The organism is Paenibacillus physcomitrellae, assembly GCF_002240225.1.
GTDB classification, from domain to species: Bacteria; Bacillota; Bacilli; order Paenibacillales; family Paenibacillaceae; genus Fontibacillus; species Fontibacillus physcomitrellae.
Genome location: NZ_CP022584.1, coordinates 1,984,932 through 2,011,925 on the forward strand (window position 1 = coordinate 1,984,932; position 26,994 = coordinate 2,011,925).

Here is a 26,994-nt window from a genome sequence, read left to right on the forward strand (position 1 = left end):
GCATTTTTACGCGGATAAATGATGAACTTGGGGAATACAAAAAAAAGCCGCCTGCAGTTGCAGGCAGCTAGTGCTTAAGAAATCGAAGCAGCGCCATGCTGCTTGCGTCCCGGAATTTCTCCCGTTTCCTCGTAGGCTTTCACGATGATGTCAATTTCTTTCTTGAGCTCGGACAGCAGCTCCGCCTCCGGCACTTTACGGATCATCTCCCCGTAACGGAACAGCAGGCCTTCGCCCCGGGCTCCGGCAATGCCGATGTCAGCTTCACGGGCTTCCCCCGGTCCGTTGACCGCACAGCCGAGAACAGATACTTTAATCGGCACCTTGATTTTGGAGATGTATTCTTCCACTTCGTTGGCAATGGAGAACAAGTCGATATCCAGACGTCCGCAGGTCGGACAGGAAATCAAGGTTGCGGCATTCGAGATCAAACCAAACGTTTTAAGCAGCTCACGCGCCACCTTGACTTCTTCCACAGGATCCGCGCTGAGTGAGATCCGCACGGTCGAACCGATGCCCATGGACAGCAGCGCACCGATCCCGGCCGAACTTTTGACCGTACCGGCAAACAAGGTTCCGGATTCGGTAATCCCCAAATGGAGCGGATAAGGAATAACCTCTGCCGCTTTGCGGTAAGCCTCGATAGCCATCGGCACATCGGAAGCCTTCAGCGAGACGATAATGTCATGGAAATCAAGCTCTTCAAGAATACCGATATGGTACAGAGCGCTTTCCACCATCGCATCCGCCGTCGGATAACCGTATTTCTCCAGCAGATGGTTCTCCAAGGAACCGGCATTGACGCCAATCCGGATCGGAATCCCTTTTTCTTTGCAAGCTTTCACGACCGCTTCAACTTTCTCACGGCGGCCGATATTGCCCGGATTGATACGGACTTTATCGATGCCATTCTCGATCGCTTTCAGCGCAAGTTTATAGTTGAAGTGAATATCCGCTACAAGCGGGATATGGATCTGCTTCTTGATTTCCTTGATGGCATCCGCCGCTTCATCGTTGTTGACCGTTACCCGGACCAGTTGGCATCCCGCTTCCTCAAGACGTAAAATTTCTGCCACCGTTGCTTCAACGTCCGCCGTCTTCGTCGTACACATACTTTGAATAAGGACTTCATTGTTGCCGCCGATGGTCAAATTACCGACTTTCACCGGGCGTGTTTGATGTCTTAGGTACATAGGTCTCTCTCCCCATAACGCCAAATCTCCACCCCTATTCGGCTTAGCGTAGCTAAACCGTCAGAGGTGGAGGATGGGCGCTTATTGTTGGAAAGCCGCTTGGCTTGCGAATGCAGCCTTACGCGCTTTCTTCTTGTTTCTTGTCGTTTCCAGATTTAAGCTCCGGAATGATTTTCTCTTCGACGACTTTCTCCGTAATGACACAGCTTGTGATATCGTCGCGGGACGGAACCTCGTACATCACTTCAAGCATAATGCTTTCGATGATGGCACGCAGGCCGCGGGCACCGGTGTTGCGTTTAATCGCTTCACGGGCGATCGCCTCGAGCGCTTTCGGTTCGAATTCCAGCTGCACGTTATCCAGCTCAAGCAACTTTTGATACTGCTTCACAAGAGCGTTCTTAGGCTCCGCCAAGATGCGGACAAGCGTCTTCTCATCCAGCGGCTCCAAAGAAGAGATGACTGGAAGACGGCCGACAAACTCCGGAATCAGACCAAACTTGAGCAGATCTTCAGGCAGAACAAGCTGCAGGTATTCACCTGGTTTAAGCTCTTTCTGACCATCGGAAGCTGCGTTAAAGCCGATGACCTTCTTGCCGACACGGCGTTTGATCATTTGCTCGATGCCGTCAAAAGCACCGCCGCAGATGAACAAAATGTTGGTCGTATCGATTTGGATAAATTCTTGATGAGGGTGTTTACGTCCTCCTTGCGGCGGAACGGAAGCTACCGTACCTTCAAGAATTTTCAGCAAAGCCTGCTGCACACCTTCGCCGGATACGTCACGGGTAATGGACGGATTCTCCGACTTGCGGGCAACTTTATCAATTTCGTCAATATAGATAATACCGCGTTCCGCTTTCTCAACATCATAATCCGCAGCCTGGATCAGCTTCAGCAGGATGTTCTCAACGTCTTCCCCTACATAACCGGCTTCGGTCAAGGAAGTTGCGTCTGCAATCGCAAACGGAACATTCAGAATTTTAGCCATTGTTTGGGCTAACAGCGTTTTACCGGAACCTGTAGGTCCAAGCAGCAGAATGTTACTCTTCTGCAGTTCTACGTCTTCAATCTTGCTGCCAGAATTGACACGTTTGTAGTGGTTATACACCGCTACGGACAGCGATTTCTTTGCTGCTTCCTGGCCGATTACATATTGGTCCAAAATCTCGCGAATTTCACGCGGTTTTGGAATTTCCTTCATGTCGAACTCTTCGTCATGACCGAGTTCCTCTTCCACAATCTCTGTGCACAACTCGATGCACTCATCACATATATAAACGCCTGGTCCGGCAACTAGCTTGCGGACCTGATCCTGCGATTTACCGCAAAAGGAACATTTCAGCTGGCCTTTTTCTTCGTTGAACTTAAACATGACAACACCCCTTTATTCAAATATTAGGCTTATCAATGACTTTATCAATAATCCCATAAGCCTTAGCCTCATCGGCGCTCAGGAAATAATCGCGGTCTGTATCGCGCTGTATCTTCTCAAGGGGCTGCCCGGTGCGTTCCACATAGATCTGATTGACCTTTTCTTTCGTCTTCAAAATCCATTCGGCATGAATTCCAATATCCGTTGCCTGACCTTGAACACCACCCAAAGGCTGGTGAATCATCACTTCACTATGCGGAAGAGCATAACGTTTTCCCGGAGCGCCAGCCGTAAGGAGCAAGGAGCCCATACTGGCGGCCATTCCTACGCAAATCGTTGATACGTCTGATTTAATATACTGCATTGTATCATAAATACCCATACCGGCCGTTATAGAACCACCAGGGGAATTTATGTACAAATGAATATCTTTTCCCGGTTCTTCCGCTTCCAGAAACAGCAGCTGAGCTACAACTAGATTAGCCACTTCATCGTCGATTGCGCCGCTGAGAAAGATGATCCGGTCCTTAAGCAGTCTTGAGTAAATATCGTACGACCGTTCTCCACGACTAGTCTGTTCAACAACCATTGGTACTAAGCTCATGCCACCGACCCCTTCTCCATATCATCTCACCAGCTACACCTGTATTCTAACATGTTCCATAGTCCATGTCATTTTTCCAAAGATGAAGCTTTGGTGATACATTGTATCAGCAACAGCTAATTTATATGCTTTGCTCTTGCTTTGTCAATCTGCCCAGGAGGGATTAGAACCAAGGTGTACTTATCCAAACCACTCAAATCCGGGGACAGAATTGTTATCATTTGAAAAACGAAGGCACGCAAAAAATCTACGTGCCTTCCCCTTTATTTCATATGAAACTGATTGGTTAATCAGCGTTCAACTTACCGTTCAATTACTCAGCAGCTGCTGCTGTTTCTTTGCTGTTCGCAACGAGGAATTCGATCGTCTTGCGAAGTTGAACTTCTTCACGAAGACTTCCCAAAGAACCGTTGGAAGCCAGAATGTTCTTGATTTCATCTTTGGAGCGCTTGTACATGTCAGCCATGTTCGCCAGCTCTTGCTCGATGTCCTCTTCAGAAACCGTGATGTTCTCTTCTTTTGCGATTTGCTCCAGAACCAGGTTGTTGCGAACGCGCTTCTCAGCGTCGCCTTCCATTTGTTCCTGCAGATCGGAAAGCGTTTGTCCAGAGAAGCTCAGGAACATGTCAAGGTTCATGCCTTGTGTGCGCAGACGGTTGTCGAAATCGCGAACCATGTTTTGAACTTCGCCAAGAACCATTGCTCTTGGAATGTCAACTTCCGCATTTTCAGAAACTTTATCAACGATTGCGGATTCACGAGCCGCTTCGTTTTCTTTTTCCTTGCGGGAAGCGAGTTCTTTCTTCAAATCTTCTTTATATTCTTCAAGCGTGTCGAATTCGGAAACATCCTTCGCAAATTCGTCATCCAAAGCAGGCAGCTGCTTGCGTTTGATTTCATGCAGTTTCACTTTGAATACAGCTTCTTTGCCGGCAAGCTCTTCCGCATGGTAAGTTTCAGGGAACGTAACCACAACGTCTTTGAAGTCGCCTGTAGCCATTCCAACTACTTGCTCTTCAAAACCTGGGATAAAGGATCCGCTGCCGAGTTCCAGGGAATAACGTTCAGCTTTGCCGCCTTCGAAAGGAACGTCGTTTACAGAACCGTCAAAGTCGATTACAACAGTGTCACCGTTTTGCGCAGATTCTTCGTCAACAACGATCAGTTCAGCATGACGCTGCTGCAGACGCTCAAGTTCAGCATTCAATTCTTCTTCAGTTACTTCTGCAGAAGCTGCAGGAGCTTCGATACCTTTGTATTCGCCAAGCTTAACTTCCGGTTTAACCGTTACTTTAGCTTTGAAAATAAAAGGTTGTCCTTTTCCAAATTGCTCAACGTCTACTTCAGGACGATCCACAGGGAAAATGTCCGTTTGTTCAACCGCTTCTCCATATACTTCAGGGAGCAAAATGTCGATGGCGTCTTGGTAGAGGCTCTCCACACCGTAGCGTGCTTCGAAAATCGGCCGAGGCACTTTACCTTTACGGAAACCAGGCACGTTTGCTTGTTTTACTACTTTGTTAAAAGCTTTATCCAGCGCCGACGCTACGCGTTCCGCTTCGACTTCAACCTCAAGAACGCCGAGGTTCTTCTCTATTTTTTCCCAAGTTGCTTTCATTTTATGCTTTCCCCTCCAAAAATTGTTCACATATTGACAATGAAAAACGAAGTGATGTTATCCGTTTTCAGTCTTGTCCTATCGAATTTCACGTTTAGAATAACCACTATATTATAATCAAGAATAGTTGATTTTACAAGTAGGCGAAATCATGACGGAAACTGTAAATCTTTTCCAAGGTTGATAAACCTTCCTTCACACCGCTTCGCACACCTAAAAAATAGCGCCGGTCGATGCAAATTGCTTCATTGCCCGATGGGCTTGTTCAAATCTTAAACGCATCGAGTCCGTGATCCCATACGCCGCTCTCAGCTCTTCAACCGCTTTGCCGTCTCCGCCCTGAAGGCTTTCCGTTACGGTCTGATGCAGCGCAGCCGCCCAAATGTCCAGCGAGGCCTCTTCCTCCCGGACCACAGAAGCATAATCTGCCGTTCCATAAACGCCCATAATAAACTGATACCAGAACTCCTGGGCAAAATAAAACATCGCCGGATCATGAACCTGCGCTTCCCGGCCGACTCGATCCAGTACATCTTGTACCGCCGGAGGGAAATCCTCTGGTGTCAACGGTACAGCGTCGATCTCGATCGTCGACAGCTCACCGCCTCGCCATATCCGGACCACGCCGCCCGTCTCACGCCGCCGCAGCGTCTGGAGCACGCGGAACTGCAGCATCGGATGACGCTCCTCCCGTTCCAGCCACTTGACCAAGGCTTCATCTATTTCAGGGGACTGGATAAAGGAAAGCTGCTCAAGCGCCAAAAAGGTATGTTCGGACAAAGGTTTCTCCGTCACGGTCTGCAGAAGCTTAAGCGCATAACCGCGGTCCTCCGCAAATTTCATCTCCGCGTGCTTGCGCGCGAAATCAGATTCCTCGGCGTCCTCCGTCACATCCATGACCGGTACGCCTTGGCCCGTTCCCGCCGCGGCTGCCGGGAAAGCTTCCTGCAGCCACTTCAGGAGCGCTTCCCACTCTTCATAGTGGCGGTCGTCCTGTACCTGGCACTGCAATAAAAAGCGAAGCAGATCCGCTGCTTCCGCATAACGTTCCGTTTCCAGCATCCGGGTAAGTTCGACCTGGTAATAATCGAGCGTCTTGGGGAATAGAACTAGATTATCTCGCCCGCTCTGTTGATTCTCGTTAATAAAGGTTCACATCCTTTCACCGCTTCTTCAATGATTTGTAGATTATAACATAAGCCTTCCTAAATTAAAAAGTTAACCCCACAAAAAATCCTTGCTAACCCGCCAAATGTGTGATATATTCTCTTTTGCACGCTTTTATTATTTGTCCCAGTAGCTCAGCTGGATAGAGCAACGGCCTTCTAAGCCGTCGGTCAGGGGTTCGAATCCCTTCTGGGACGTTAAAGTAAGCTCTCCTTCGGGAGAGCTTTTTTTGCGTCCCTTGGGATGAGAACTCCTGGGGGTTCGTCGGAGCAAAGGCACCGGAGAGGGTGCCGGAGCGCAGTCGCGAGCGCTGCGAGCGTACCCCGACTGGGACGTTTTTTTATATAGAGAAGATGCTGCTAGCCTTCCTTGTGGAGGGCTTTTTTTGCGTACATGGATGTTCGCTTCTCTCATTTAACTCTCTATTTATAGCATAACGATCATAGGCCTCTCATATATTTCAAATAATAGGCTGTGCCTTGGGATGCTCGGTATCTGCTGCCAGCCCTTATAGCCGGACATGCCTTCCTATTCCAAATGCAAGGAGGAGTTATAAATTGAGAACTATCGGAATTCGTTTCACCAAACTGGCGCTCGCGGCCGTAGCCGGGGGGCTGCTGCTGACAGGCTGTGTCTTCAAACGACCGGCGGCGGATCAACTCCAAAGCGAAATCCAGTCCCGTACGGCATCGCTCACGCTTTCCAAGATTTCTTCTTCTGTACAAGCAGTTAATAGAATTGAAGATGCTGACGGAAGTCTTGGCCTAACCTTCCCTCAGGGCTGGGTTCGGGACGATAATCTCAACAAATCAGCCGTACTCGGTGTTTCGGACCGCTCCAAGGAGAAATACTGCCTGATCGTCCGGATGCCTTCCAATCTTATTAAAGATGCTACTTTGGACAGCATGAGGAGAAAGCTCCTAGCCGATACCAAGGTAGCGCTCCAGAACTATCACCTGGTAGAAAACGGCGACACTTTAATCGGCGGGCTCCCGGCCAAAATGGTAGAGTTCTACGGGACAGCCCGCAATGTCAATGTGCGGTATCTGGCGGCGGTATATGAGAAAGACGGGACCTTCTACCAGATCATTACCTGGTCTACTTCCGATTTGTTTGCCGATTATAAAGATGAATTCGAGAAGGTTATCCAGTCCTTTCGGGTCGTCAAGCCAAACGTCAAAACAACTGCCCTGCCCGTCCTGGGATCGGCGGCCTCCGATATATCCCTTGTAATCAGTCCTGACAAGCATGCCAGCATTACGATTCCTGAAGGCTGGGCCCAGGATGCCGGGCTGGCTTCGGGCGCCGATATTCAAGCCTCTCACCCATCGACCGAAGATTATATTGTGGTGCTCAGGGAGGACCGTTCCGATTTCTCCCAGAATACAACGATCAACGATTATTCCAAGCTGGTGAGCGATAATATGAAGCAGGCGATTCAAAACGCCAAACAAGAGCCAGCCGAGCGGATAACGATCGGCGGTTTAAATGCACTTCAGTATGTAATCACCGGCGAGGTTGACAAAGTCAAAATCAGTTATCTGGTGACGCTGATAGCCTCAGAGGACCATTTTACTCAGGTATTGATGTGGACCCGGGCCGATATGTTTGCCGATAAAAAACAAAATTATCTCTACATCGTGAACACCTTCCGGGAAATGTAGACGGAGTCCTATCTGCTTGGATGGATGGCAAAGCAGGATGGAAGCATGTAGAATAAGAGAAAGAATTTCTTCTATAAATAGTCTTCAAAAAATATAGCAGCCTTCCCGCTGCCTGAGGAGGCAAGGTCACCCATGAGCTTTACTCTACAGATCGGCGAATCCGCCCCGGATTTCTATCTCAAAGGAACGGACGGAAATCACTATTCGCTAGGAAGTTTTGAAGCATCCCGTTTTCTGGTTGTTTTCTTCACCTGCAACCACTGCCCTTTTGTCTTGGGCTCTGATGAAATTACTCGTCAGACCGCGGATAAATTCACGAAGGACGGGGTAACTTTTATTGGAATCAACGCCAACAGCGAGCAAACCAACCCGAAGGATTCCTTCGACTATATGGTGGCCAGAATGGAAGACAATCGCTTCCCCTGGATCTATCTGCGCGATGAAACGCAGGAAACAGCTAAAGCCTACGGCGCTTTGCGGACGCCTCATTTCTTTGTGCTGGATGAGGATCGCAAGCTCGTTTATACAGGGCGCGGCATCGACAATCCGCGAAATCCGGAGAAAATGACCGTCAACGATCTTGAGCGGGCGCTCTCAGAGATTGTAGCCGGACAAGCCATCAGCGTTCCCTTAACCAACCCGATTGGCTGTAACGTGAAATGGAACGGCCAGGATGCGCATTGGATGCCGGCGGAAGCCTGCGATCTGGTATAGTTTGTTCATATATAAAATAAGGAGGAATTAACATGTCCGATCTTTACGATATTCAAGTAAAATCCATTGAAGGTGAAGCCACCACTCTTCAGCCTTTCGCAGGACAAGTTCTGCTGATCGTCAATACAGCCAGCGCCTGCGGATTAACGCCACAATATAAAGGTCTGCAGTCGCTGTATGAAACTTATAAAGATAAAGGTTTTATGGTGCTTGGCTTCCCCTGCAACCAGTTTGCCGGACAAGAGCCTGGAACCGAAGCCGAAATCAAACAATTTTGCGAGCTGAATTATCAGGTCAGCTTCCCGATGTTCGCCAAAGTTGAAGTGAACGGCGACAATACCCATCCGCTGTACAAATATCTTAAAGAAAATGCCCCTAAAGAAGAGCCGACCGGTGATATTGAATGGAATTTTGCCAAGTTTCTGGTTGACCGTACCGGGCAGGTCGTTAAACGTTACAGCTCCAGAACCGAACCTGCGGCGATTGAAGCCGATTTGCCTGAGCTGCTTGGCGAATAGTCTCCTCCCTCATATCGAACTGTAAGGTTCAAACAAAACGGTTCAAACAAAAAATCCGCGTTCTGCTTATTTGCTGCAGACGCGGATTTTGTTTTGGTTAATTCTTCATTTTCGGATCCATGGCATCGCGCAGCCCGTCTCCCATCAGGTTAAAGCCCAATACGGTAAGCATGATGGATACCCCGGGAAAAATCACCGTCCACGGCGCAATTTGAATGAACTGGCGGGAATCCGACAACATCTTCCCCCACTCCGGTGCCGGAGGCTGGGCCCCCAATCCAAGAAAACCCAAAGCTGCTGCTTCAATAATGGCCGTTGCGATCCCCAAAGTCCCCTGCACGATGATCGGGGTCAGGCTGTTAGGAAGGATATGATGCCACAGAATACCTCCGTTTTTCATGCCGATCGATCTGGCGGCGGTTATATATTCTTCATTTTTCAGACTAAGCACTTTAGCCCTGACCAACCGGCCGTAAACCGGAATGTTGACGATCGCGATCGCCACCAGCGCATTCTGTAGGGAGGGTCCAAGCACGGCCACAATCGCAATGGCCAGCAGCATGCTCGGGAACGCCAGCAAAATATCGAACAGACGTGAGATCAGCATGTCCATCCACTTCCCATAGAAGCCGGCCAGGGTCCCAAGCAGAGTCCCCAAAATAATCGAACCGATCACGGAGGAGAATCCGACCCAAAGCGAAATTCGTGCCCCGTAAATCACCCGGCTGAATAAATCCCTTCCCAAATCATCCGTTCCAAACCAATGCCGGGATGACGGGGCTTTAAGCCGGTCCATCAGCTGCTGTTCCTTGAAATCATAGGGTGCGATTAACGGTGCACAGATAGCTATCAAAATAAACAAAACAATTATCGAAAGACCTAACATCGCCAGCTTGTTCCTTCGAAAAGACTGCCAGATCTCCTTAACGGGTCCTTCTGTCCTGGAGGGAATGGCCGGCGGTGTTCCTCCGGTTGCCTTCACTGCTGCATCTGCCATGCTCATCCCTCCTTAACGATATTTGATCCGGCGGTCAATCGCCGCATACAGAAGATCAACAATAAGATTAATCAGAACAAACAGAAAGGCAATAATCAGGATGCCGGATTGAATGACCGGGTAATCCCGATAACTGATCGCATCATAAAGGTAACGGCCTACGCCGGGCCAGGCGAAGATCGTTTCCGTCAGCACGGCACCGCCGAGGAGCGAACCGGTCTGCAGGCCAACAACGGTCAGTACAGGGATGAGAGCATTTTTTAATGCATGCTTATACACGACAAAAAACTGCGGAAGACCTTTGGATCTCGCCGTCCGGATATAATCCGACTTCATGATCTCCAGCATGCTGGAACGCGTCATTCGGGCAATCACCGCCATCGGAATCGTTCCAAGCGCAATGCTCGGCAGCATCAAATGCTTGATGACGATCCAGAGCTGGTTCCACTTGCCTTGAATAATCGCATCCAGCACATAAAGGCCTGTCTTGGTCTCCAAAGGATTACGCTGATCCATTCGCCCGATGGACGGAAGCCAGTGCAGCTTAATGGAAAACAACCACTGCTCCATCAGTCCCAGCCAAAAAATCGGCATCGATATCCCGATCAGCGCAAGCAGCATAGCCGCATAATCGAACCAGGAATTTTGCTTCCAGGCGCTGAGGATGCCCGCATTGACCCCGATAATTAAAGCAAACAGCATAGCTGTAAAAGTCAGTTCCAGCGTAGCGGCAAGATACGGCGTAATCTCTTTGGCGATGGGAACCTTGGTACGGATGGACTCCCCGAGATCTCCTTTCAGCAAATCCCCAAGATACATGAAGTATTGCTGGAGCCAGGGCTTGTCCAAACCCAGCTGTTCCCTGAGGGCCTCTTTGGATTGTTCGGTTGCCTTCTGCCCCAGAATGGTCTCCGCCGGATCACCGGGGATGGCATGAATAATCGAGAATACAATAAGAGTCATCCCTACCAAAACGGGGATCAGCACTAGCAGACGTTTGACCACATACGAGTTCATGCTTTTCACCTGCCGGATCAGAGAGTAGAACGGCCCGGGTTAACGGGCCGCAGGAATGCAAGAAGTTATCCGTCTGCCTACTTCGGCCTGACTATTCGAAATAAACACTGCTGTAGTATTCGGTTCCTGTCGGATTCGGCACAAATCCCTTCAGATTGGCCTTGGCAGCCAGAATTGGCGTAGTGTAGACAAGCGGAATCCACGGCGCATCGTCATGAATCATCGCTTGCGCCTGTTTGTACAGGTCGGAGCGTTTGTTCTGATCCGTCTCCTTCTGCGCTTCAATCAGAATTTTGTGCAGGTCTTCATTTACATAGAAACCACGGTTGTTGCCCGGAATGGCGTCTTTATCGAGCAAGGTGTAGATAAAGTTGTCCGGATCACCGTTGTCGCCCGTCCAGCCAAGCATATACAAATCGTCTTTTTCCCCTGCTTTCGTATCGTCCAGGTAAGTCGCCCATTCTGGAGATTCGATGTTCACCTTAACGCCAATTTTGGCGAAATCGGCCTGAATCGCTTCCGCTACTTTTTTACCGTCGGGCATGTAAGGTCTGGATACCGGCATCGCGTAAAAGGTGTATTCTCCAGGCAGACCGTCCGGATAACCGGCATCAGCAAGCAGCTGTTTTGCTTTATCAAGGTCGTACGTATAATCCTGAATTTGGTCATTGTAGCCCCATAAAGTCGGCGGCATCGGATTGACCGCCGGTTCAGCCTGGCCGGCAAAAAACGCATCAATCAAGCCCTGCTTGTTCACCGCATAGTTCAAAGCGACGCGCACTTTAGGATCGTCAAACGGTTTTTTCTTGGTGTTGAAACCGATGTAAGCCACGTTAAATGGCGGTCGTTCGATTTTTTGCAGGGAGGTGTTGGCTTCAAGCAGCGTCAGGTCGTCCGGATTCACGTCTTCCATCAGGTCGATTTCGCCGTTCTGCAGAGCGTTGAAACGTGCGGAGTTATCCGGGATGGAACGAACAATGACTTTATTCAGCTTGGGAAGTCCTTCTTTCCAGTAGTTCGGGTTCTTCTCCAGCGTAATGGAATCGTTGCGTTTCCATTCCTTGAAGACAAACGGGCCTGTGCCCACGGGTTCGTTTTTGAAGTTTTCCTTTTTCTCTTTGATGGCCGCCGGGCTGGCAATGCCAAAGCAGGTCATCGCCAGATTTTGCAGGAATGGGGCCTGCGGCTGGTTCAGCGTAAACACGACGGTATGGTCGTCTTTGGCGGTCACGTCCTTGATGACGCGGGAGCCGTCCGGACCAAACATGGAATCGTAATAATCGAATGAATCCCCTTCAAACTTGTATTCGCTGTTCGGGTCGCTCCAGCGTTTGAAGTTGAACACAACGGCGTCAGCGTTGAAGTCCGTACCGTCATGGAATTTCACCCCTTGCCGCAGCGTAAATGTATACGTAAGCCCGTCAACGGAAATCTCCCATTTCTCTGCCAGGGCCGGTTCGACTTCCGTCGTTCCTTCTTTATACTCAAGCAGGGAATCAAACACCTGATGCACGATTTTGAGCGATTCACCGTCCGTCACGATCGACCCGTCAAGCGAAACCGAGTCACCGCCGCGGCCCACTATCAGCGTATCCTGAGCAGATGCGGAAGGCGCAGCCTCCGATGAAGACGGCTGATCACTTGCTCCGGAACCGTTGGATCCTCCACTTGCGTTGTTGGAATTGCCCCCTCCACAAGCACTCAGCAGCAAGGTCATCCCCAGCACTAAAGAAAGCAGTTTACCTGTACCTTTGCTCATTCAAAAACCCCTTTCTCTTCCCATGGTTAAATTATTAAAACAGGCTTATGCCCGCCTTAAACGTATTCAGTGCCGCGTCTGCTTCTCCATGATGTCGATGAAAAGTTTTCCTTAACGAGACGTTAGCCCACACTGGTTGCCGAATCGCTGTACAGGAAACAGGCGGTTTGGTGCCCTCCGCCGGTATCTGCAAGCAAAGGCCGCTGCTGACGGCAGATTTCCATGGCATGAGGACAACGAGTATGAAAAGCGCAGCCCTGCGGAGCATTGGCCGGACTCGGCACCTCACCCTTCAGGATGATCCGCTGCCGCTTGGCTTTGGGGTCCGGTTGGGGGACAGAAGACAACAGTGCCTGGGTGTACGGATGCCGGGGATCGTTATAAAGCTCCCGTTTGTCCGCAATCTCCACGATTCGGCCCAGGTACATCACCGCCACTCTGTCACAGATATGCTTCACCACGCTCAAGTCATGGGCAATAAACAAATAGGTCAATCCAAACTCCTGCTGCAAATCCTGAAGCAGATTAATGACCTGGGACTGGATGGATACGTCAAGCGCCGAAACCGGCTCATCGGCAACGATCAGCTTTGGCTGCACGGCCAGCGCCCGGGCAATGCCTATTCGCTGACGCTGCCCCCCGGAGAATTGATGGGGATACCGCTGAAGATGCCCGGTCGGCATACCGACGATATTCATCAGCTTCTCCACCCGCTCCTTTCGTTCGCCGCTGCTGCCGATCCCATGAACCTTAAGCGGCTCTTCCAGGATGCGTTTGATATTCTGGCGGGGATCCAGAGACGAGAAAGGGTCCTGAAAGACCATCTGCATGTCTTTCCGGCTTTTCCGCATTTGCCCGGGGGCAAGCGAGGTAAGCTCCAGCCCGTCGAAGACGATTTTTCCGCCGGTAGGCTCAATCAATCTCAGCAGGCTTCTGCCCGTCGTTGATTTACCGCAGCCGCTTTCCCCTACCAGCCCGAACGTCTCGCCCCGCCTAATGGCAAAGCTGACGTCGTCTACGGCTTTAACATAAGAATTAGAGCGATGAAAGAAACCCTTTGCGACAGGATAATATTTCTTGAGACCGTTCACTTCGAGCAGCATATCTTCCGGGTTTGGTCGATTCATACAGCGTCCTCCTTTACGGCCGGATACAGCCAGCAGCGGCAGTGCTGTCCCGAACCCTTGTCTTCAAGCTCGGGGAGCCGCTCCCGACAGATCGGCATCACCTGGCTGCAGCGGTCAGCAAACCGGCAGCCCTTCATATTAAGGCTCAGGGCAGGAACTTGTCCGGGAATGGAATACAGCCGTTCTTTATCCTCATTCATTAAAGGCATAGATTGAATAAGCCCCTGCGTGTAAGGATGCAGCGGGTTCTCAAACAACTGCTCCGTGTCTGCCTCCTCCACGATTTTCCCTGCGTACATGACAACAACCCGGGTACAAATTTCAGCTACGACGCCAAGATCATGGGTGATCATCATCATCGCTGTCCCGTTCTCTTCATTCAGCTGCCTGAGCAGATCCAGAATCTGGGCTTGAATTGTAACATCGAGCGCTGTCGTCGGCTCATCTGCAATCAGCAGCTCCGGATTGCAGGAGATCGCCATTGCGATCATTACACGCTGCCGCATTCCGCCGGATAACTGGTGCGGATATTCATCAATCACCGACTCGGGTCGTGGGATGCCGACTTTGGCCAACATGCCTGTAGCATGCCGGCGGGCTTCCTTGCGGCTTAAGCCCAAATGGATTTTGACGGACTCCACAAGCTGTTGACCGATGGTAAATAGCGGATTTAGAGAAGACATGGGCTCCTGAAAAATCATGGAGATCCGGTCTCCGCGTATTTTCCGCATTTCCCGTTCGGACAAAGGCACCAAATCTTTGCCTTGGAAGAGAATCGAGCCATTCACAATTTTGCCGGGCGGTTTGGGAATCAGTTTAAGCACGGATAACGAGGTGACGCTTTTGCCGCAGCCGGATTCGCCCACAACGCCGAGCACTTCGCCTCTGCGCACAACCAGGCTTACTCCGTCGACCGCAGGCACTTCTCCCTTAGAGGTCAAAAAATGAGTTCGCAATTCCTTAATTTCTAGCACCGGTTCATTCATCGGGGTCCCCTTCTCTCGAATTAATCGGTTGTGCCGGATTGATCGACATCATTTCAGGCAAGAATTAGGAAACCAAAGAAAGAAAAAGGCATAGTCAAAATAGAAGGCTGAATGCGTAGACTGAATGTTAGGAATGGTTTTGCTGTAAGACTGAAATGGGATGGACTGACTTGAGAAGTGGGAATATAAACTATTTGAGGATTAAATATAATCAAGTGGAAAAAGATAGGTGGTTAATTCAAAACATTACCTCATCCAAACCTTTTTGACAATACCTATGTGAGCCAATTTATCATTCGAGGTGATCTAATTCTCAAAATAATCTGAATCCGATATTTTAACAACTTTAGGCTTTTGTGAGAACTAAATTTTTTAATTATGTTATATTTTATATAGATGTGTTTAGTGTTTATCGTTTTGATATTTATCGTTTTGGTTTTATGTTAGGAATCAACAAGAAACAGTCAGAAGGAGGACCTGCCCAGTTGAAAAGTTTTCGATTGCTCACGGATTATTTGCGCACCAACAAGAAACTGTATTTGTTAGCCGTCGTTTTGATCATTGTCTCGAACGGAATTTTGGCTTTGCTGCCAAAGGTGCTTGGAGAAGTTACAGACGGACTGAAAGCCGGGGAACTTGGCCAAAACGGAATTGTCCGGTACAGCCTGGTTCTGCTGGCCATTGCGGTAAGCTACGGCCTTTGCTTTGGCCTGGGTCAATTTACGATTATGAAGCTGGGACGCCGTTTTGAGTTTCTGACTCGCGGACGGATTTTTGCTCAGTTCTCCCGCCTGGCAGAAGATTTCTTCTCAAAGCAAGGAACCGGTAAACTGCTCAGCTATGTAATGAATGATGTCACCTCTGTTCGTGAAGCCATCTCTTTCGGCGTCACCCAAACAACCAACGCTGTATTTATGGTGATTTCCTGTATTGTTATGATGCTGTTCTCGGGAATCCCATTGACCCTGATGCTGATCAGTGTCTGCCCGCTGGTAGCCATTCCATTTCTGGTTACATATTTCGGCCCCCGAATCCGGCAGAGATCGATGTCGGTTCAGGAGAATCTTGCCTCCATGACCGAATCGGCGGATGAACAGATCGGCGGCATTCGTGTAACCAAAACCTTCGCGATTGAGCCTACTGCGCAGGACCGGTTTGGAACTTCGGTTGAACAGGTCAAAGCGGCCCAGCTTTACCTGGTCCGTCTTTCCTCGCTATTCCAAGCCGTGCTTCCTTTTCTGGGCGCGCTTTCACTGGTTGTCTCCCTGCTGCTCGGAGGATATATGACGCTGCATGAGAAGATGACGCTGGGCAGCTTTGTTGCGCTGACTTTCTATCTGCGGATGCTCACCGGGCCTCTGCAGACCATCGGGAATGTCATTAATATGATGCAGCGCTCCGGGGCGTCGCTGGACCGGGTAAACCGGCTGCTGGCCGAAGTTCCGAGCGTCAGGGATCATGAGAATGCCCGGCCTCTCCGCCATGTAGGCAGCATAGAGTTCGATCATCTGACGTTCTCTTATCCGGGATCCGAAGAATATTCCCTGAAAGATATCAGCTTCAAAATTCCACAAGGCCACACCGTAGGTTTGATTGGGCGGACAGGCAGCGGCAAAACGACGCTTGCCAAGCTGCTGCTCCGTATCTACGAACCGCCTGCCGGCACCATTCGGGTGAATCATCAGGACATCACGGATGTGACGCTTGAGTCCTTACGCCGAAAGATCGGTTATGTGCCGCAGGACGGCTTCCTGTTCAGCACCGATATAGCCGATAACATTGCCTTCAGCGACCGCTCCGCCGGTATGGATCAGGTGCAGATCGCAGCGAGTCAGGCTTTGCTGCTTGAAAGCGTTAATTCTTTCCCTGAAGGCTTTCAGACCCGTCTTGGCGAACGCGGCGTAACTTTATCCGGCGGTCAGCGGCAGAGGGCCAGTCTGGCACGCGGTCTGATGAAGAAACCCGAGCTGCTGATTCTCGATGACAGCATGAGCGCGGTTGATGCTGTGACCGAATCGGGGATCCTGGATAATCTTGTTCGTGAACGCACCGGTAAAACGACATTAATTATCGCTCACCGGATCAGCAGCGTGCAGCATGCCGATGAAATTATCGTTCTGGATCAGGGCAGAATTGCCCAGCGGGGTACCCATGAACAGCTTCTGCATGATCCGAACGGATTGTACGCTTCTTTATACCGGATCCAACAGGAGGGATTACAGCATGCCTAATTCGGCCGCTTCTGCTTTAAAGGGAGATCAAAGCAAACCAAAACCGGAGAAGAAAGGTTCCTTGGAAGCCTTCAAGGCCGTGTTCGCCTATGCCAAACCTCATAAGCTGGCATTTGTCGGAGTGTTTGTATGTGCCCTGCTCGGTATTTCGGCTGATTTGCTTCAGCCTTATCTCGTTAAAATTGTAATCGATGATCATCTGGCCATAGGCAAAAAAGATTTCGGCCTGATTGCCATCATTGCCGCTGTTTATCTCGGCATTTCTATCATCAGCTTTATCTTCACTTATCTGCAAAACAATTTGCTGCAGTACGCCGGACAAAGCATCGTCGCTAAAATCCGCAACGATTTGTTCGGACATATTTCCAAGCTGTCCATGTCCTATTTCGATAAAGTGCACCGCGGCAGTCTCGTTACGAACGTATCCAGCGATACGGAGACGATCAGCCAATTCTTCACGCAGGTACTGCTCAGCCTGATTCGTGACGGGATGACGCTCATCCTGATCATCGTGTTCATGTTCCAGCTTGACGTTACTTTAGCCTGGTATTGCCTGATTGCTTTGCCGGTAATCGGACTGGTCGCCTTCCTGTTCCGGCGTTATCTTCGTGAAGCTTACCAGACGACCCGCAGCCGGCTGTCCCGGCTGATCGGCTTTATTGCCGAAAACCTGTCCGGTATGGGACTTATTCAGGCGTTTCGCCAGGAAGAAGAACAGACGCGGCGGTTTACCGAACATAATCAAAGCTATTGGGAAGGCAATATGCGTGAGGTCCGTGCCAACGTGCTGTTCAACAGAACGTTTGATTTTCTCGGGAATGCCGCGCTGGTTCTGGTCGTTTGGCTGGGCGGCATGGCTGTTTTTCACAAGCAGATTGAGGTCGGCGTCCTGTATGCGTTCACCAGCTACATCCGCCAGTTCTTTGCGCCGATCAACCAGATTACGATGCAGTGGAACACCTTCCAATCCACCATGGTATCCATGGACCGGATCTGGAGCATCTTCAGTACGCGGCCTGCCGTAAAAGAGCCTGCCCCGGATAAAGCGATCAGGCTTCCGGTCGAGCAGGTCAAGGGCAGAATTGATTTCAATCATATTTCCTTTGGTTACACCAGCGCCCAGCCGGTCATTCCAGATCTGGATTTGCATATTAGAGCCGGAGAAATGATCGGGGTTGTGGGAACCACCGGCGCAGGCAAAAGCACGCTCATCAGCCTGCTCAACCGTTTCTACGACGTCAACGCCGGTAGCATCGAAATTGACGGTGTAGATATTCGCCGGCTGCCGCAAAGCCAGGTTCACCGGATTGTTGGTTTGATTCAGCAGGAGCCCTATCTGTTCTCAGGCAGCATTCTCGACAATGTACGGCTGTTTCAAGAGGATATTTCCCGGGAAAAAGTCGTCGAGGCCTGTCAGTTCGTCGGCGCTCACGACATGATTATGCGGATGCCCGGCGGTTATGAAACACCGCTGACCGAAAGGGGAAGCGGACTGTCAGCCGGAGAACGGCAGCTGATTTCTTTTGCCCGCATCGTGGTATTCAAGCCCAAAATTCTGATTCTGGATGAAGCAACCGCCAATCTGGATTCCCAAACCGAACAGCTCGTTCAGGATGCTCTGCAGAGTGTGTCCAAAGGGCGAACTACTATCGTGATTGCTCACCGCCTGTCTACCGTCATGCATGCCGACCGGATCATTGTAATGAAGAACGGCCGGGCTGTCGAACAAGGCACCCACGACCAACTGCTGACTCAGCGTGGTTATTATGAAGAACTGTACCGGCATGCGAAGCAGGCCTCCGGGCAGTAAAAGATCGATATTTGTAATATTTTGTTTTCTCATCGCCAGATTCTAGGTATAATTGAGCAAATGTCTTTTGCCGGAGGTTTGCTTGATGATTACACGTAGAAAAGAACCCTTTCGTTATTCGATGAAAGAGCCGGTAGAATGCCAACTGGAGTTGACTACCGTCAACCGGATGTCGTTCTCAGGGAAGCTGGTTCCCGCCAAACTGATCGACATCAGCAAAAACGGCTGCAGAATCCGTTCTTTCCTGGATTTAAAAGCCTCCGAGCATTTCATTGAATGCCGAATTCACCTTCGCTTGAACGAAGAAAATTTTATCTTTCCCGGTCATGTTCGCTGGCAGCGAATTATGGATGATACGGAATATGATTATGGGGTTCATCTCCTGCTCACGGATAACGAGAAAGAACAAATCAACATTCAGCTGCGGGGACTTGCCGCGGAACGTAAAATAAAAGTAATGTGATTCAGAGACCGGTGCGGATGCGCCGGTCTTTTTTGTTGTTGTTCGGGAACATCTAAAAAAGCGCCGCGCAAGTCCAAAAAGAGGATTTACATTCCAGTCTCCAAGGATTACAATAAACGCAAATAACAAAAGTGAGTAATCACTCACTTTGAGACAGGATGTGATTCTTTTGGAAAGCTCCACCGCCCCCGTCCTCTCCGCCCATCAGGTAAGCAAAAGTTTTGCAGACAAAACGATTTTAAACGATATTCGCCTTGCTATTAAGCCGGCTGAGATTTTTGGATTGCTGGGTCCTTCAGGCTCCGGAAAAACAACACTCGTCAAACTATTAGCCGGCATTGACGTCCCGACAACCGGGGAAATCAGGCTGCTTGGCACGCTTCTTCCCAATCGCTCCATGCTCCAGCAGATCGGCTATATGGCTCAATCCGATGCTCTGTATAACGAGCTGACCGCCCGCGAGAACATGGAGTTCTTCGCTGCGCTGTACGGACTCAAAGGCAGACGAGGCCGCGACCGGATCGCAGAAACGGCAGAGCTGGTTGGACTAAGCGAGCATTTAAGCAAAAAAGCCTGGCAGTATTCCGGAGGCATGAAACGGAGATTATCCCTCGCAATTGCCCTGCTGCACGAACCGCCGGTGCTGCTGCTGGATGAACCTACGGTCGGAATTGATCCCGTGCTTCGCCGCTCGATCTGGGCGGAGCTGAAGACTTTGACCGGTAAGGGAACTACGGTTGTCCTGACGACTCATGTCATGGATGAAGCCGATAAATGTGATCGTCTCGCCATGATCCGGGACGGACACATTTTAGCCGAAGGTTCTCCTGAAGCGCTGCTCGAGCAGACAGGATCAGATCAAATCGAAGACGCATTCATCCAATTGGGAGGTGGCAACTCATGAGAATCCGAGCCGTCATCCTCCGCACGCTGAGGCAGTTTAGACGGGATAAGCGAACGGTAGCTCTGATGTTTATCGCTCCTCTTCTCGTGCTCACTTTGATGAATCTCGTATTTAACGGTTCAGCTTACGTGCCGCGCATCGGCATAACCAGCTCTAGCTCCGCAGCTGCAGCAGATTTGGCTGCCCAGCTCGAAAATCAAAATGCCGAAGTCGTTCAATATCCTTCAAACGATTTGGCAGAGCAGGCGCTGGAAGACCACAAAATCGACGCCTGGATTTCTTTTCAAACCAACAGACCGGTCGTCCGGCTTGAAGGCAGTGACCCGACCGAAAGCCGGGCAGTCATGACCGTTATTCAAAAGGTGACAGCCGCACAGTTGCCTGCACAGCCTCCTTCCTCTAATGTGACCGGGGATCTTCCTTTCTCGCCCGAAATTTCTTATCTGAACGGCTCTGAGGATATGAGCACGATCGACCATATTGGTCCTGTGCTGATCGGTTTTTTTATCTTTTTCTTTGTGTTCCTGATTGCTGGAGTAGCTTTCCTGCGGGAACGGACCTCCGGCACGCTGGAAAGGCTGCTTGCCTCTCCGATCCGGCGCTCGGAAATCGTGGTGGGTTACCTGGGCGGCTTTGGCTTGTTTACGCTGGTCCAGGCACTGCTCATCACCTGGTACAGCATCAAGGTGCTGGGCATTGAAATGGCAGGATCGTTCGGCCTCGTGCTGCTGATCACCCTGCTGCTGTCCATGACCGCCCTTTCCTTGGGTATTCTGCTGTCCGCTTACGCCAGCAACGAACTGCAGATGATTCAATTCATTCCGTTAATTATCGTGCCGCAGCTGTTCCTTTCAGGATTGTTTAATCTGGATACGCTGCCCGACTGGCTGGCTGCTTTACGTTTCATCATGCCTTTGTATTACGGCTCGCAAGCCATGACCAACGTCATGATTCGTGGACAGGGCTGGAACGGGATTGCCATGGACCTCTGCGTCCTCATCGGCTTTTGTGTACTCTTTACGCTGCTCAATATAGCGGCGCTTCGCAAACACCGCAAAATCTGAGTCTATATGCTAAAATGAAGGGGTGTGTGTACAGAAAGGAGACTTTCAAATGGACCGTCAGCAGGACCGGGAGATTGAACAGTGGCTGGAAGAGTTGTCAGCGATAGATGACGAGCGTAAAATGACCGCCAAACAGCTGCAAATCGTTCAATCAGCCGTAGACATATTTTCCGAAAAAGGGTACGCCGCCGCTTCGACAAGCGAAATCGCCCAGCGGGCAGGCGTTGCCGAAGGCACGATTTTCAGACACTACAAAACCAAAAAGGATCTGCTGCTCTCAATCGTTTCTCCGCTCATGAGCCGCCTTGTCGCTCCTTTCATTATCCGTAACTTTCAATCCGTGCTTAACATGCAACACGAAACCTTCGAAGACTTTCTCAGGGCCGTGATCGAGAACCGGCTCAGCTTTGCTCGTAAGCATATGAAAGTCATTAAAATTCTCATTCAGGAGATTCCGTTTCAACCGGATTTGAAGAAGGCTTTTCTGGAGCAGGTTGGAGGTCCTGTCGGCTCACGAATCCGCGAAATCATAGTTTATTATCAGGACAAAGGCCAGCTCAGCAAAGAAATCGCGCCTGAAACAGCCTTGCGTTTTATGGCTTCGACTATTATGGGCCTGTTCGCGGAGAAATTCCTGCTCTTCCCTGATCGTCCCTGGGATGAGCAGGCTGCCACGGATGAGGTCATCAAGCTGATTTTAAACGGCATGGGCTAAGAAAAAGGCCGTTGGAGCCGGTTGATTCCAGTCAACCATCCAACAGCCTTTTTTTTGTTTCCAGGCGAACATGCCTCTAAATATCCCTTTGAGTAAGTACATTCAGGAAAGCGGCCGCCCGAGGACTCGACGGGTTCTGCAGCACTTCGGCCGGGGAACCTTGCTCGATGATTTTGCCTTGGTCGATCAAAATAACCTGATCCGCGACATCGGCCGCAAACTTCATCTCATGAGTCACCACAGCCATCGTCATGCCTTCGGCCGCAAGCTGCTTCATCACTTTAAGCACCTCGCCTACCAGCTCGGGGTCCAGTGCCGAAGTAGGCTCGTCGAACAGCAGCACTTCGGGATCCACAGCCATCGCCCTGGCAATTCCGACGCGCTGCTGCTGGCCTCCGGAAAGCTGATGCGGATAGTTATCCGCCTTCTCGGCGAGTCCCACCTTGCCCAGCAGCTCAAGTGCCCGCCTTCTGGCTTCCTCCCTGCTTCTTCTCTGCACCGTCACTTGGGCCTCCATCACATTCTCCAGCGCCGTCATATGCGGAAACAAATTATACGACTGAAATACCATTCCGGTCCGCTTCCGCAGCGCCAGCACCTCTTTGGACTTCGGTCTGGCACCGGCCCGGAAATCAAGCGTAATGTCGCCTACGGCAAGACGTCCCTCATCCGGCATTTCGAGCAGATTCAGGCAGCGCAGAAGGGTTGTTTTTCCCGAGCCTGACGGTCCGATGATGACCAGCACCTTGCCTTGGTTCAGCGTAAGATCAATACCTTTCAGCACCTCGAGGTCGCCAAACGATTTATGCAAATTTTGAATTTGGATCATCCGGATTCCCTCCTATCGCGCCGAATAACGGGCAAGCCGTCTCTCCAGATTATTTTGCAGCACCGACAGCACCGTACAGAAGAGAAGATAGATTAGTCCGGCTTCGGCATAGATCAGCAAAGGCTCATAAGTGGTAGCCGTAATCTGCTGGGACTTCTTGAACAGTTCTACGTAAGTAATGGTTCCAGCCAGTGAAGTATCCTTGACCAGACTGATAAAAGAGTTTGCCAGCGGCGGTACTGAAACTCTGGCAGCCTGAGGCAAAATAATCCGGCGCAAAGCCTGGGCTCTGGTCATGCCAAGCGAATCCGCGGCCTCCCACTGGCCTTTCGGAATCGACAGAATGGCGGCCCGGACGATCTCCGATCCATATGCGCCGACACTAAGGGTGAAGCCGATCACTGCCGCGGGAAAAGGATCGAGCGTTATGCCTACAGACGGCAGGCCATAGAAAATAATAAACAGCTGCAGCAGCAGCGGTGTACCCCGAATAATCCATACATAAAAACGGGCGAGCTTCCTGAGCACACCAATCGTAGAAAGTCTCGCCAAAGCCGTCAGAATCGCCAAAATAAGTCCAAGCGCAAACGAAATCAAGGTCAGCGGAATTGTGAAAGCTACCCCTGCTTTCAGCAGGGGCAGCAGCGAATCGATGAAGATCTGAATTTTACGGTCATCCATAGGTCAAACCATCCTTTGGGCTTTGGCCTTATTTCGAAACATCCTCGCCAAAATATTTTTTGGAGATGCTGAGGTAAGTCCCGTCCTTCTGCATATCAGCAAGGGCTTGATTGACGGCGTCGACCAGATCCGTTTCTCCTTTGCGGAAGAGGCCGGCGCTTTGCGAGGCATTTGCCTCTTCATCCACGACTTTTAGCGGAATGTCGGGTTTCTGCTTCTTGAGATCCAGATAAGACAGGTTGTCATTGATCGTGGCGTCAATCCGCTTGGAATTGAGCAGATCAATGGCCTGATTGAAGCCGTCGATATCTACGATCTCGGCGCCATTCTCTTTGGCAATCTTCCCGAGATTGCTGGTCAACGTCTGACCGGCCTTTTTCCCCTTGAGATCGGCAAAACTCTTAATATCCGTATTGTCTTTGCGGACGATCAACACGGCTTTGGAGGCAATGTAAGGGCTTGAAAAGTCATATTTCGCCTTACGCTCATCGTTGATGGACACCTCGTTAAACACCGCATCGAACCTCTTCGCGTCCAGACCGGCAATCATGCCGTCCCATTGGGTTTCAACAAACTCCGCTTTCACGCCGATTCGTTTGGCGATCTCCCTGGCGATATCCACATCAAACCCGGTCAGTGCGCCGCTGGCATCGTGAAAGGAAAAAGGCGCATAAGTCCCCTCTGTCCCGATCAGGAGCGAACCCCGCTTTTGGACTGCACCTAAGGCTCCTGCCCCGCCGTTCCCCGTGCCGGGAGAGACCTCCGGCGCAGTTCCCTGCGCATTCCCCGGACTTGGGGAAGGTTCGGCATTATTGTTGTTGTTTCCGCAGCCGGCAATCATCAGTACGATAACAAGGATGGCTGCAACCAGATTCCACTTTTTCAAAAAAATCCGTCTCCCTTCATGTTCAATCCTGTTGTCATGTATACTTTACCCAATTTGTTGATGAGTTATTTGGTGATGAAGCAGCACTCAAAAACAAGACAAAAAACCACTCCATCTCGGATGAAGTGGCTTCCTCTGGTTCGCTTTTGGGCGCTTGCTATTCAATCAACCCGGATTTAAATAGGCGGAACACGCCTTCACAGAACTCCTCTTTCGTTGTGGCATAATGTTTGCGCTGATACATATAGACATCCGGACTGACAACCGCAATGATTGCATTGGCCGCTAAGGAAGGACTTACAGCCTTCATCTCCCCGCGCCGGGCAGCCTCCGTTAATAAAGCCGTAATCAAGACATTCAGCCGTTCGAAAAAAGGATGTTCAAACTGGGTCAATTGATGTTTGCCCATAAATTCCGCTTTGATGACGTACAAAAGCTCCGTCTGCTCATCAATGAAATTGACGATGTTCTCCAGCGTCCATTTCAAACGATAAACGCTGGGATAATCGGCAAGCAGACCAGCCGAATCCACGGAATCCACGGGGACCTGTCCGCCCTTAGACCTGGCCAGCTCCTCCTTGGACGGCCCCTCCTCCAGCCGGGCCAGCAGCGCTTCGCTGCTTCTGCGGAGCAGCTCCGAGCTGATCTCTCCTTTGTTGGCATATCGCCGGTATAAAGAGCCTTGTCCGATATCCGCCAGTTTGGCGATTTGCGACATGGTCGCTTCCTCGAAGGTTCCTTTATGCAGCATGTCTTTAACAACACCCAGAATCCGTTTCTTGTATTCATCTTCAACCTGGGCGACTCCTTTGGAAGATAAGGCTTCAGGACCTTTGGACATTTTCTTCTTGTTCTTGTTACCGGCATTAAGCCCTCTCATTCATTACGCTCCCTTGGCAAATGGAGTTTGACATTACGGACAAATGTCCGTAAACTATAAAATGCAGTTTCGGACATTTGTCCGTAAACTTATTATAAGCCAAACGTCGGCCCTCGTACACTCAACGAAGATAGGCCGCATTTAGCGAAGGATAAATTATCACAAAAAGAACCGGACGGACTCGTCGATGAACCTATCCAGATCCGGAACAAAGGAGTAGGAGAATATGGAGCAATCTGTAAACCCGGCCGCAGATTTCAGGCTCAGAAGCATTCTGGTCCCCCTGATTGCCATTATTGCCGGCGTATTTATGGTCGTCCTTGACGGCACAGCCATGAACGTAGCTTTGTCGACTCTGGTTAAGGACTTTGATGCCACGCTTCCCACCCTGCAGTGGGTCGTAACCGGATATATGCTGGCTCAGGCTTCCGTGATCCCGCTGTCAGGCTGGCTGTCCGACCGTTTTGGCGCCAAAACAGTGTTTATGACGGCTGTCATCCTGTTTACCGTGGGATCTATTTTATGCGCCACTCCGCAAAATGCGGAACTACTGATTGTTTTTCGGGTTATTCAGGGTCTTGGAGGCGGCTGCGTACTGCCGGTAGCCATGGCTTACGTATACCGGCTCGCCCCCCGCGAGAAGGTCGGCATTGTTATGGGCATTATGGGAATTCCGGTTCTGTTTGCGCCGGCGATCGGTCCCGTGCTTTCCGGCTGGCTGGTGGAATACCATTCGTGGCGCTGGATTTTCCTGATCAATATCCCGGTAGGCATTATTTGTCTGCTGGTCGGCATCAAGAAGCTGCCCTGGGTGGATCGCAGCAATGTCCCCGGATTTGATAAACTTGGCATAGTATTAGGGCCGCTGGCTTTCGCTTCCCTCTCTTACGGAATCAATCAGGGAGCAGACAGCTGGACTTCAAACAAAACCGTGATCGGCCTGACCGTTGGCGCTCTTGCATTAATCGCGTTTGTTATTAACGAACTGCGCGCGAAATCCCCGCTGATGGAGCTGCGCATCTTCCGGTCGGTCGATTTCAGCGTAGGCATTGTTGTGCAGTGGGTCGCCCAGTTCGCGCTTTATGGAGCCTTGTTCCTGCTTCCGCAGTTTCTGCAGCAGGCCCGCGGCTTTGAGGCGTTTGATACCGGCTTAATCCTGCTGCCGCAGGCGATTGCTTCCGGTTTAATGATGCCGATTGCCGGCTTCCTGTTCGACCGAATCGGCGTGCGCTGGCTGGTTGTAATCGGGCTGAGTCTCGTCTCGGGGGCTTTGTTCCAGTATTCGCAGGTCGATTTGACCACTGAAGGCAAAGATCTGATCCTGCCGCTGATTATGTGCGGCGCCGGCGTCGGCATGATGTCGATGCCGATGAACACCCATTTGCTGAATAAAGCGCCGCAAAAGCTGGTCGGACGGGTCACTTCACTAACCAACGCCATGCAGCAGGTAGTCAATTCCATGGCCGTTGCAGCGCTGGTCACGATTCTGACCTCCAACACAACAAAACATGTCAACGAGCTGAAGGCCGCAGCAGAGCAAGCCGGAGCCTCGGCAAACGCAGCGGCGTCCCCGGAAGCGGTTAAGCAGGCTGCAGCCGGCGCTATGACGTTTGGTTTTGACGATACATTTAAGCTAATGGCTTTTGTGGCGATCGGCGGAGCTGTGCTTGGCTTTATTCTTCGCCGCGGACGTAAGGAGACGTTGGAATCCCATGCTGCCGCTAACGTCCAGGTCTCCGGCTCGGACTGAAAACTGGCCCATTTCTTCGATTTCTATCTCTGATAAAGGTAA

The 26,994-nt window shown here is 50.6% G+C and carries 24 protein-coding genes and 1 tRNA gene; 11 read left to right on the forward strand and 14 right to left on the reverse strand.

What is annotated here, in order from left to right; all coding sequences use genetic code 11:
- Positions 1 to 74 precede the first annotated feature (74 nt).
- The 5 genes from ispG to CBE73_RS09015 all read right to left on the reverse strand — a co-directional run bounded on the left by ispG (position 75) and on the right by CBE73_RS09015 (position 5,852).
- Positions 75 to 1,193 (reverse strand): flavodoxin-dependent (E)-4-hydroxy-3-methylbut-2-enyl-diphosphate synthase, encoded by a 1,119-nt coding sequence (gene ispG, locus CBE73_RS08995; protein ID WP_094093944.1) that lies wholly within the window; start codon positions 1,191 to 1,193, stop codon positions 75 to 77.
- A gap of 118 nt (positions 1,194 to 1,311) precedes the next feature.
- Positions 1,312 to 2,568: an ATP-dependent protease ATP-binding subunit ClpX gene (clpX, locus tag CBE73_RS09000; protein WP_094093945.1), complete on the reverse strand. Its 1,257-nt coding sequence runs from the start codon at positions 2,566 to 2,568 to the stop codon at positions 1,312 to 1,314.
- Between the two features lie 16 nt (positions 2,569 to 2,584).
- On the reverse strand, positions 2,585 to 3,172 hold the full coding sequence (gene clpP, locus CBE73_RS09005; protein ID WP_094093946.1) for an ATP-dependent Clp endopeptidase proteolytic subunit ClpP: 588 nt from the start codon (positions 3,170 to 3,172) through the stop codon (positions 2,585 to 2,587).
- A 313-nt stretch (positions 3,173 to 3,485) separates the two neighbouring features.
- A complete protein-coding gene (gene tig, locus CBE73_RS09010; protein WP_094093947.1) occupies positions 3,486 to 4,790 on the reverse strand; it encodes a trigger factor in 1,305 nt (434 codons plus the stop codon).
- Positions 4,791 to 5,003: 213 nt separating this feature from the next.
- The gene (locus tag CBE73_RS09015; protein ID WP_229752630.1) at positions 5,004 to 5,852 is read right to left on the reverse strand and encodes a hypothetical protein; all 849 of its coding nucleotides are present in this window, start codon (positions 5,850 to 5,852) and stop codon (positions 5,004 to 5,006) included.
- 228 nt (positions 5,853 to 6,080) lie between these two features.
- Here CBE73_RS09015 and CBE73_RS09020 point away from each other — a divergent pair.
- The 4 genes from CBE73_RS09020 (at position 6,081) to CBE73_RS09035 (ending at position 8,853) form a co-directional block, all read left to right on the forward strand.
- Positions 6,081 to 6,154, forward strand: a tRNA-Arg gene (locus CBE73_RS09020).
- Between the two features lie 360 nt (positions 6,155 to 6,514).
- Positions 6,515 to 7,621 carry a hypothetical protein gene (locus tag CBE73_RS09025; protein WP_094093949.1) on the forward strand — a complete coding sequence of 369 codons (1,107 nt, stop codon included), beginning with the start codon at positions 6,515 to 6,517 and terminating at the stop codon, positions 7,619 to 7,621.
- A 132-nt stretch (positions 7,622 to 7,753) separates the two neighbouring features.
- Positions 7,754 to 8,335: a thioredoxin family protein gene (locus CBE73_RS09030; protein ID WP_094093950.1), complete on the forward strand. Its 582-nt coding sequence runs from the start codon at positions 7,754 to 7,756 to the stop codon at positions 8,333 to 8,335.
- Between the two features lie 32 nt (positions 8,336 to 8,367).
- Positions 8,368 to 8,853, forward strand: a complete 486-nt coding sequence (locus CBE73_RS09035) for a glutathione peroxidase (protein WP_094093951.1) — start codon at positions 8,368 to 8,370, stop codon at positions 8,851 to 8,853.
- Between the two features lie 97 nt (positions 8,854 to 8,950).
- Here the strand turns inward: CBE73_RS09035 and CBE73_RS09040 are convergent, their stop codons facing one another.
- The 5 genes from CBE73_RS09040 to CBE73_RS09060 form a co-directional block, all read right to left on the reverse strand.
- Positions 8,951 to 9,850, reverse strand: a complete 900-nt coding sequence (locus CBE73_RS09040) for an ABC transporter permease (RefSeq protein ID WP_094093952.1) — start codon at positions 9,848 to 9,850, stop codon at positions 8,951 to 8,953.
- A gap of 12 nt (positions 9,851 to 9,862) precedes the next feature.
- Complete coding sequence (locus tag CBE73_RS09045) at positions 9,863 to 10,867, reverse strand: ABC transporter permease (RefSeq protein ID WP_094093953.1); 1,005 nt, start codon at positions 10,865 to 10,867, stop codon at positions 9,863 to 9,865.
- Positions 10,868 to 10,958: 91 nt separating this feature from the next.
- Complete coding sequence (locus tag CBE73_RS09050) at positions 10,959 to 12,626, reverse strand: ABC transporter substrate-binding protein (RefSeq protein WP_094093954.1); 1,668 nt, start codon at positions 12,624 to 12,626, stop codon at positions 10,959 to 10,961.
- A gap of 122 nt (positions 12,627 to 12,748) precedes the next feature.
- Positions 12,749 to 13,753, reverse strand: a complete 1,005-nt coding sequence (locus CBE73_RS09055) for an ABC transporter ATP-binding protein (RefSeq protein WP_094093955.1) — start codon at positions 13,751 to 13,753, stop codon at positions 12,749 to 12,751.
- Positions 13,750 to 14,739 (reverse strand): ABC transporter ATP-binding protein, encoded by a 990-nt coding sequence (locus tag CBE73_RS09060; RefSeq protein WP_094093956.1) that lies wholly within the window; start codon positions 14,737 to 14,739, stop codon positions 13,750 to 13,752. Before CBE73_RS09060 ends, CBE73_RS09055 begins: the two co-directional genes overlap by 4 nt.
- A gap of 485 nt (positions 14,740 to 15,224) precedes the next feature.
- Between CBE73_RS09060 and CBE73_RS09065 the strand changes: the two genes are divergently transcribed.
- From CBE73_RS09065 to CBE73_RS09090, 6 genes are all read left to right on the forward strand, one after another.
- Positions 15,225 to 16,970: an ABC transporter ATP-binding protein gene (locus tag CBE73_RS09065; RefSeq protein WP_094093957.1), complete on the forward strand. Its 1,746-nt coding sequence runs from the start codon at positions 15,225 to 15,227 to the stop codon at positions 16,968 to 16,970.
- Positions 16,963 to 18,780: an ABC transporter ATP-binding protein gene (locus tag CBE73_RS09070; RefSeq protein WP_094093958.1), complete on the forward strand. Its 1,818-nt coding sequence runs from the start codon at positions 16,963 to 16,965 to the stop codon at positions 18,778 to 18,780. Before CBE73_RS09065 ends, CBE73_RS09070 begins: the two co-directional genes overlap by 8 nt.
- A gap of 85 nt (positions 18,781 to 18,865) precedes the next feature.
- A complete protein-coding gene (locus CBE73_RS09075) occupies positions 18,866 to 19,243 on the forward strand; it encodes a PilZ domain-containing protein (RefSeq protein ID WP_094093959.1) in 378 nt (125 codons plus the stop codon).
- A gap of 169 nt (positions 19,244 to 19,412) precedes the next feature.
- Positions 19,413 to 20,147, forward strand: a complete 735-nt coding sequence (locus CBE73_RS09080) for an ABC transporter ATP-binding protein (protein ID WP_229752629.1) — start codon at positions 19,413 to 19,415, stop codon at positions 20,145 to 20,147.
- Positions 20,144 to 21,211, forward strand: coding sequence for an ABC transporter permease (locus tag CBE73_RS09085; protein WP_094093961.1), 1,068 nt, complete (start codon positions 20,144 to 20,146; stop codon positions 21,209 to 21,211). Before CBE73_RS09080 ends, CBE73_RS09085 begins: the two co-directional genes overlap by 4 nt.
- A gap of 49 nt (positions 21,212 to 21,260) precedes the next feature.
- Positions 21,261 to 21,926: a TetR/AcrR family transcriptional regulator gene (locus CBE73_RS09090; RefSeq protein WP_094093962.1), complete on the forward strand. Its 666-nt coding sequence runs from the start codon at positions 21,261 to 21,263 to the stop codon at positions 21,924 to 21,926.
- Between the two features lie 76 nt (positions 21,927 to 22,002).
- Here the strand turns inward: CBE73_RS09090 and CBE73_RS09095 are convergent, their stop codons facing one another.
- The 4 genes from CBE73_RS09095 to CBE73_RS09110 all read right to left on the reverse strand — a co-directional run bounded on the left by CBE73_RS09095 (position 22,003) and on the right by CBE73_RS09110 (position 25,202).
- Positions 22,003 to 22,755, reverse strand: coding sequence for an amino acid ABC transporter ATP-binding protein (locus tag CBE73_RS09095; RefSeq protein ID WP_094093963.1), 753 nt, complete (start codon positions 22,753 to 22,755; stop codon positions 22,003 to 22,005).
- 12 nt (positions 22,756 to 22,767) lie between these two features.
- Positions 22,768 to 23,436 (reverse strand): amino acid ABC transporter permease, encoded by a 669-nt coding sequence (locus tag CBE73_RS09100; RefSeq protein ID WP_094093964.1) that lies wholly within the window; start codon positions 23,434 to 23,436, stop codon positions 22,768 to 22,770.
- Between the two features lie 28 nt (positions 23,437 to 23,464).
- Entirely contained in the window at positions 23,465 to 24,277 is an 813-nt protein-coding gene (locus CBE73_RS09105) for an amino acid ABC transporter substrate-binding protein (protein ID WP_094096213.1), read from the reverse strand.
- Positions 24,278 to 24,479: 202 nt separating this feature from the next.
- A complete protein-coding gene (locus CBE73_RS09110) occupies positions 24,480 to 25,202 on the reverse strand; it encodes a TetR/AcrR family transcriptional regulator (RefSeq protein ID WP_094093965.1) in 723 nt (240 codons plus the stop codon).
- 226 nt (positions 25,203 to 25,428) lie between these two features.
- Between CBE73_RS09110 and CBE73_RS09115 the strand changes: the two genes are divergently transcribed.
- Positions 25,429 to 26,952, forward strand: coding sequence for a DHA2 family efflux MFS transporter permease subunit (locus CBE73_RS09115; RefSeq protein WP_094093966.1), 1,524 nt, complete (start codon positions 25,429 to 25,431; stop codon positions 26,950 to 26,952).
- Positions 26,953 to 26,994: the final 42 nt, after the last annotated feature.

Coding starts and splice junctions, on each gene's coding strand:
- CBE73_RS09095 (WP_094093963.1), bottom strand. CDS start 22,755: ATGATCCAAATTCAAAATTTGCATAAATCGTTTGGCGACCTCGAGGTG.
- CBE73_RS09050 (WP_094093954.1), bottom strand. CDS start 12,626: ATGAGCAAAGGTACAGGTAAACTGCTTTCTTTAGTGCTGGGGATGACC.
- CBE73_RS09055 (WP_094093955.1), bottom strand. CDS start 13,753: ATGAATCGACCAAACCCGGAAGATATGCTGCTCGAAGTGAACGGTCTC.
- CBE73_RS09035 (WP_094093951.1), top strand. CDS start 8,368: ATGTCCGATCTTTACGATATTCAAGTAAAATCCATTGAAGGTGAAGCC.
- tig (WP_094093947.1), bottom strand. CDS start 4,790: ATGAAAGCAACTTGGGAAAAAATAGAGAAGAACCTCGGCGTTCTTGAG.
- CBE73_RS09115 (WP_094093966.1), top strand. CDS start 25,429: ATGGAGCAATCTGTAAACCCGGCCGCAGATTTCAGGCTCAGAAGCATT.
- CBE73_RS09110 (WP_094093965.1), bottom strand. CDS start 25,202: ATGAGAGGGCTTAATGCCGGTAACAAGAACAAGAAGAAAATGTCCAAA.
- CBE73_RS09045 (WP_094093953.1), bottom strand. CDS start 10,867: ATGAACTCGTATGTGGTCAAACGTCTGCTAGTGCTGATCCCCGTTTTG.
- CBE73_RS09015 (WP_229752630.1), bottom strand. CDS start 5,852: ATGCTGGAAACGGAACGTTATGCGGAAGCAGCGGATCTGCTTCGCTTT.
- ispG (WP_094093944.1), bottom strand. CDS start 1,193: ATGTACCTAAGACATCAAACACGCCCGGTGAAAGTCGGTAATTTGACC.
- CBE73_RS09060 (WP_094093956.1), bottom strand. CDS start 14,739: ATGAATGAACCGGTGCTAGAAATTAAGGAATTGCGAACTCATTTTTTG.
- CBE73_RS09100 (WP_094093964.1), bottom strand. CDS start 23,436: ATGGATGACCGTAAAATTCAGATCTTCATCGATTCGCTGCTGCCCCTG.
- clpP (WP_094093946.1), bottom strand. CDS start 3,172: ATGAGCTTAGTACCAATGGTTGTTGAACAGACTAGTCGTGGAGAACGG.
- CBE73_RS09030 (WP_094093950.1), top strand. CDS start 7,754: ATGAGCTTTACTCTACAGATCGGCGAATCCGCCCCGGATTTCTATCTC.
- clpX (WP_094093945.1), bottom strand. CDS start 2,568: ATGTTTAAGTTCAACGAAGAAAAAGGCCAGCTGAAATGTTCCTTTTGC.
- CBE73_RS09040 (WP_094093952.1), bottom strand. CDS start 9,850: ATGGCAGATGCAGCAGTGAAGGCAACCGGAGGAACACCGCCGGCCATT.
- CBE73_RS09085 (WP_094093961.1), top strand. CDS start 20,144: ATGAGAATCCGAGCCGTCATCCTCCGCACGCTGAGGCAGTTTAGACGG.
- CBE73_RS09070 (WP_094093958.1), top strand. CDS start 16,963: ATGCCTAATTCGGCCGCTTCTGCTTTAAAGGGAGATCAAAGCAAACCA.
- CBE73_RS09090 (WP_094093962.1), top strand. CDS start 21,261: ATGGACCGTCAGCAGGACCGGGAGATTGAACAGTGGCTGGAAGAGTTG.
- CBE73_RS09075 (WP_094093959.1), top strand. CDS start 18,866: ATGATTACACGTAGAAAAGAACCCTTTCGTTATTCGATGAAAGAGCCG.
- CBE73_RS09105 (WP_094096213.1), bottom strand. CDS start 24,277: ATGATTGCCGGCTGCGGAAACAACAACAATAATGCCGAACCTTCCCCA.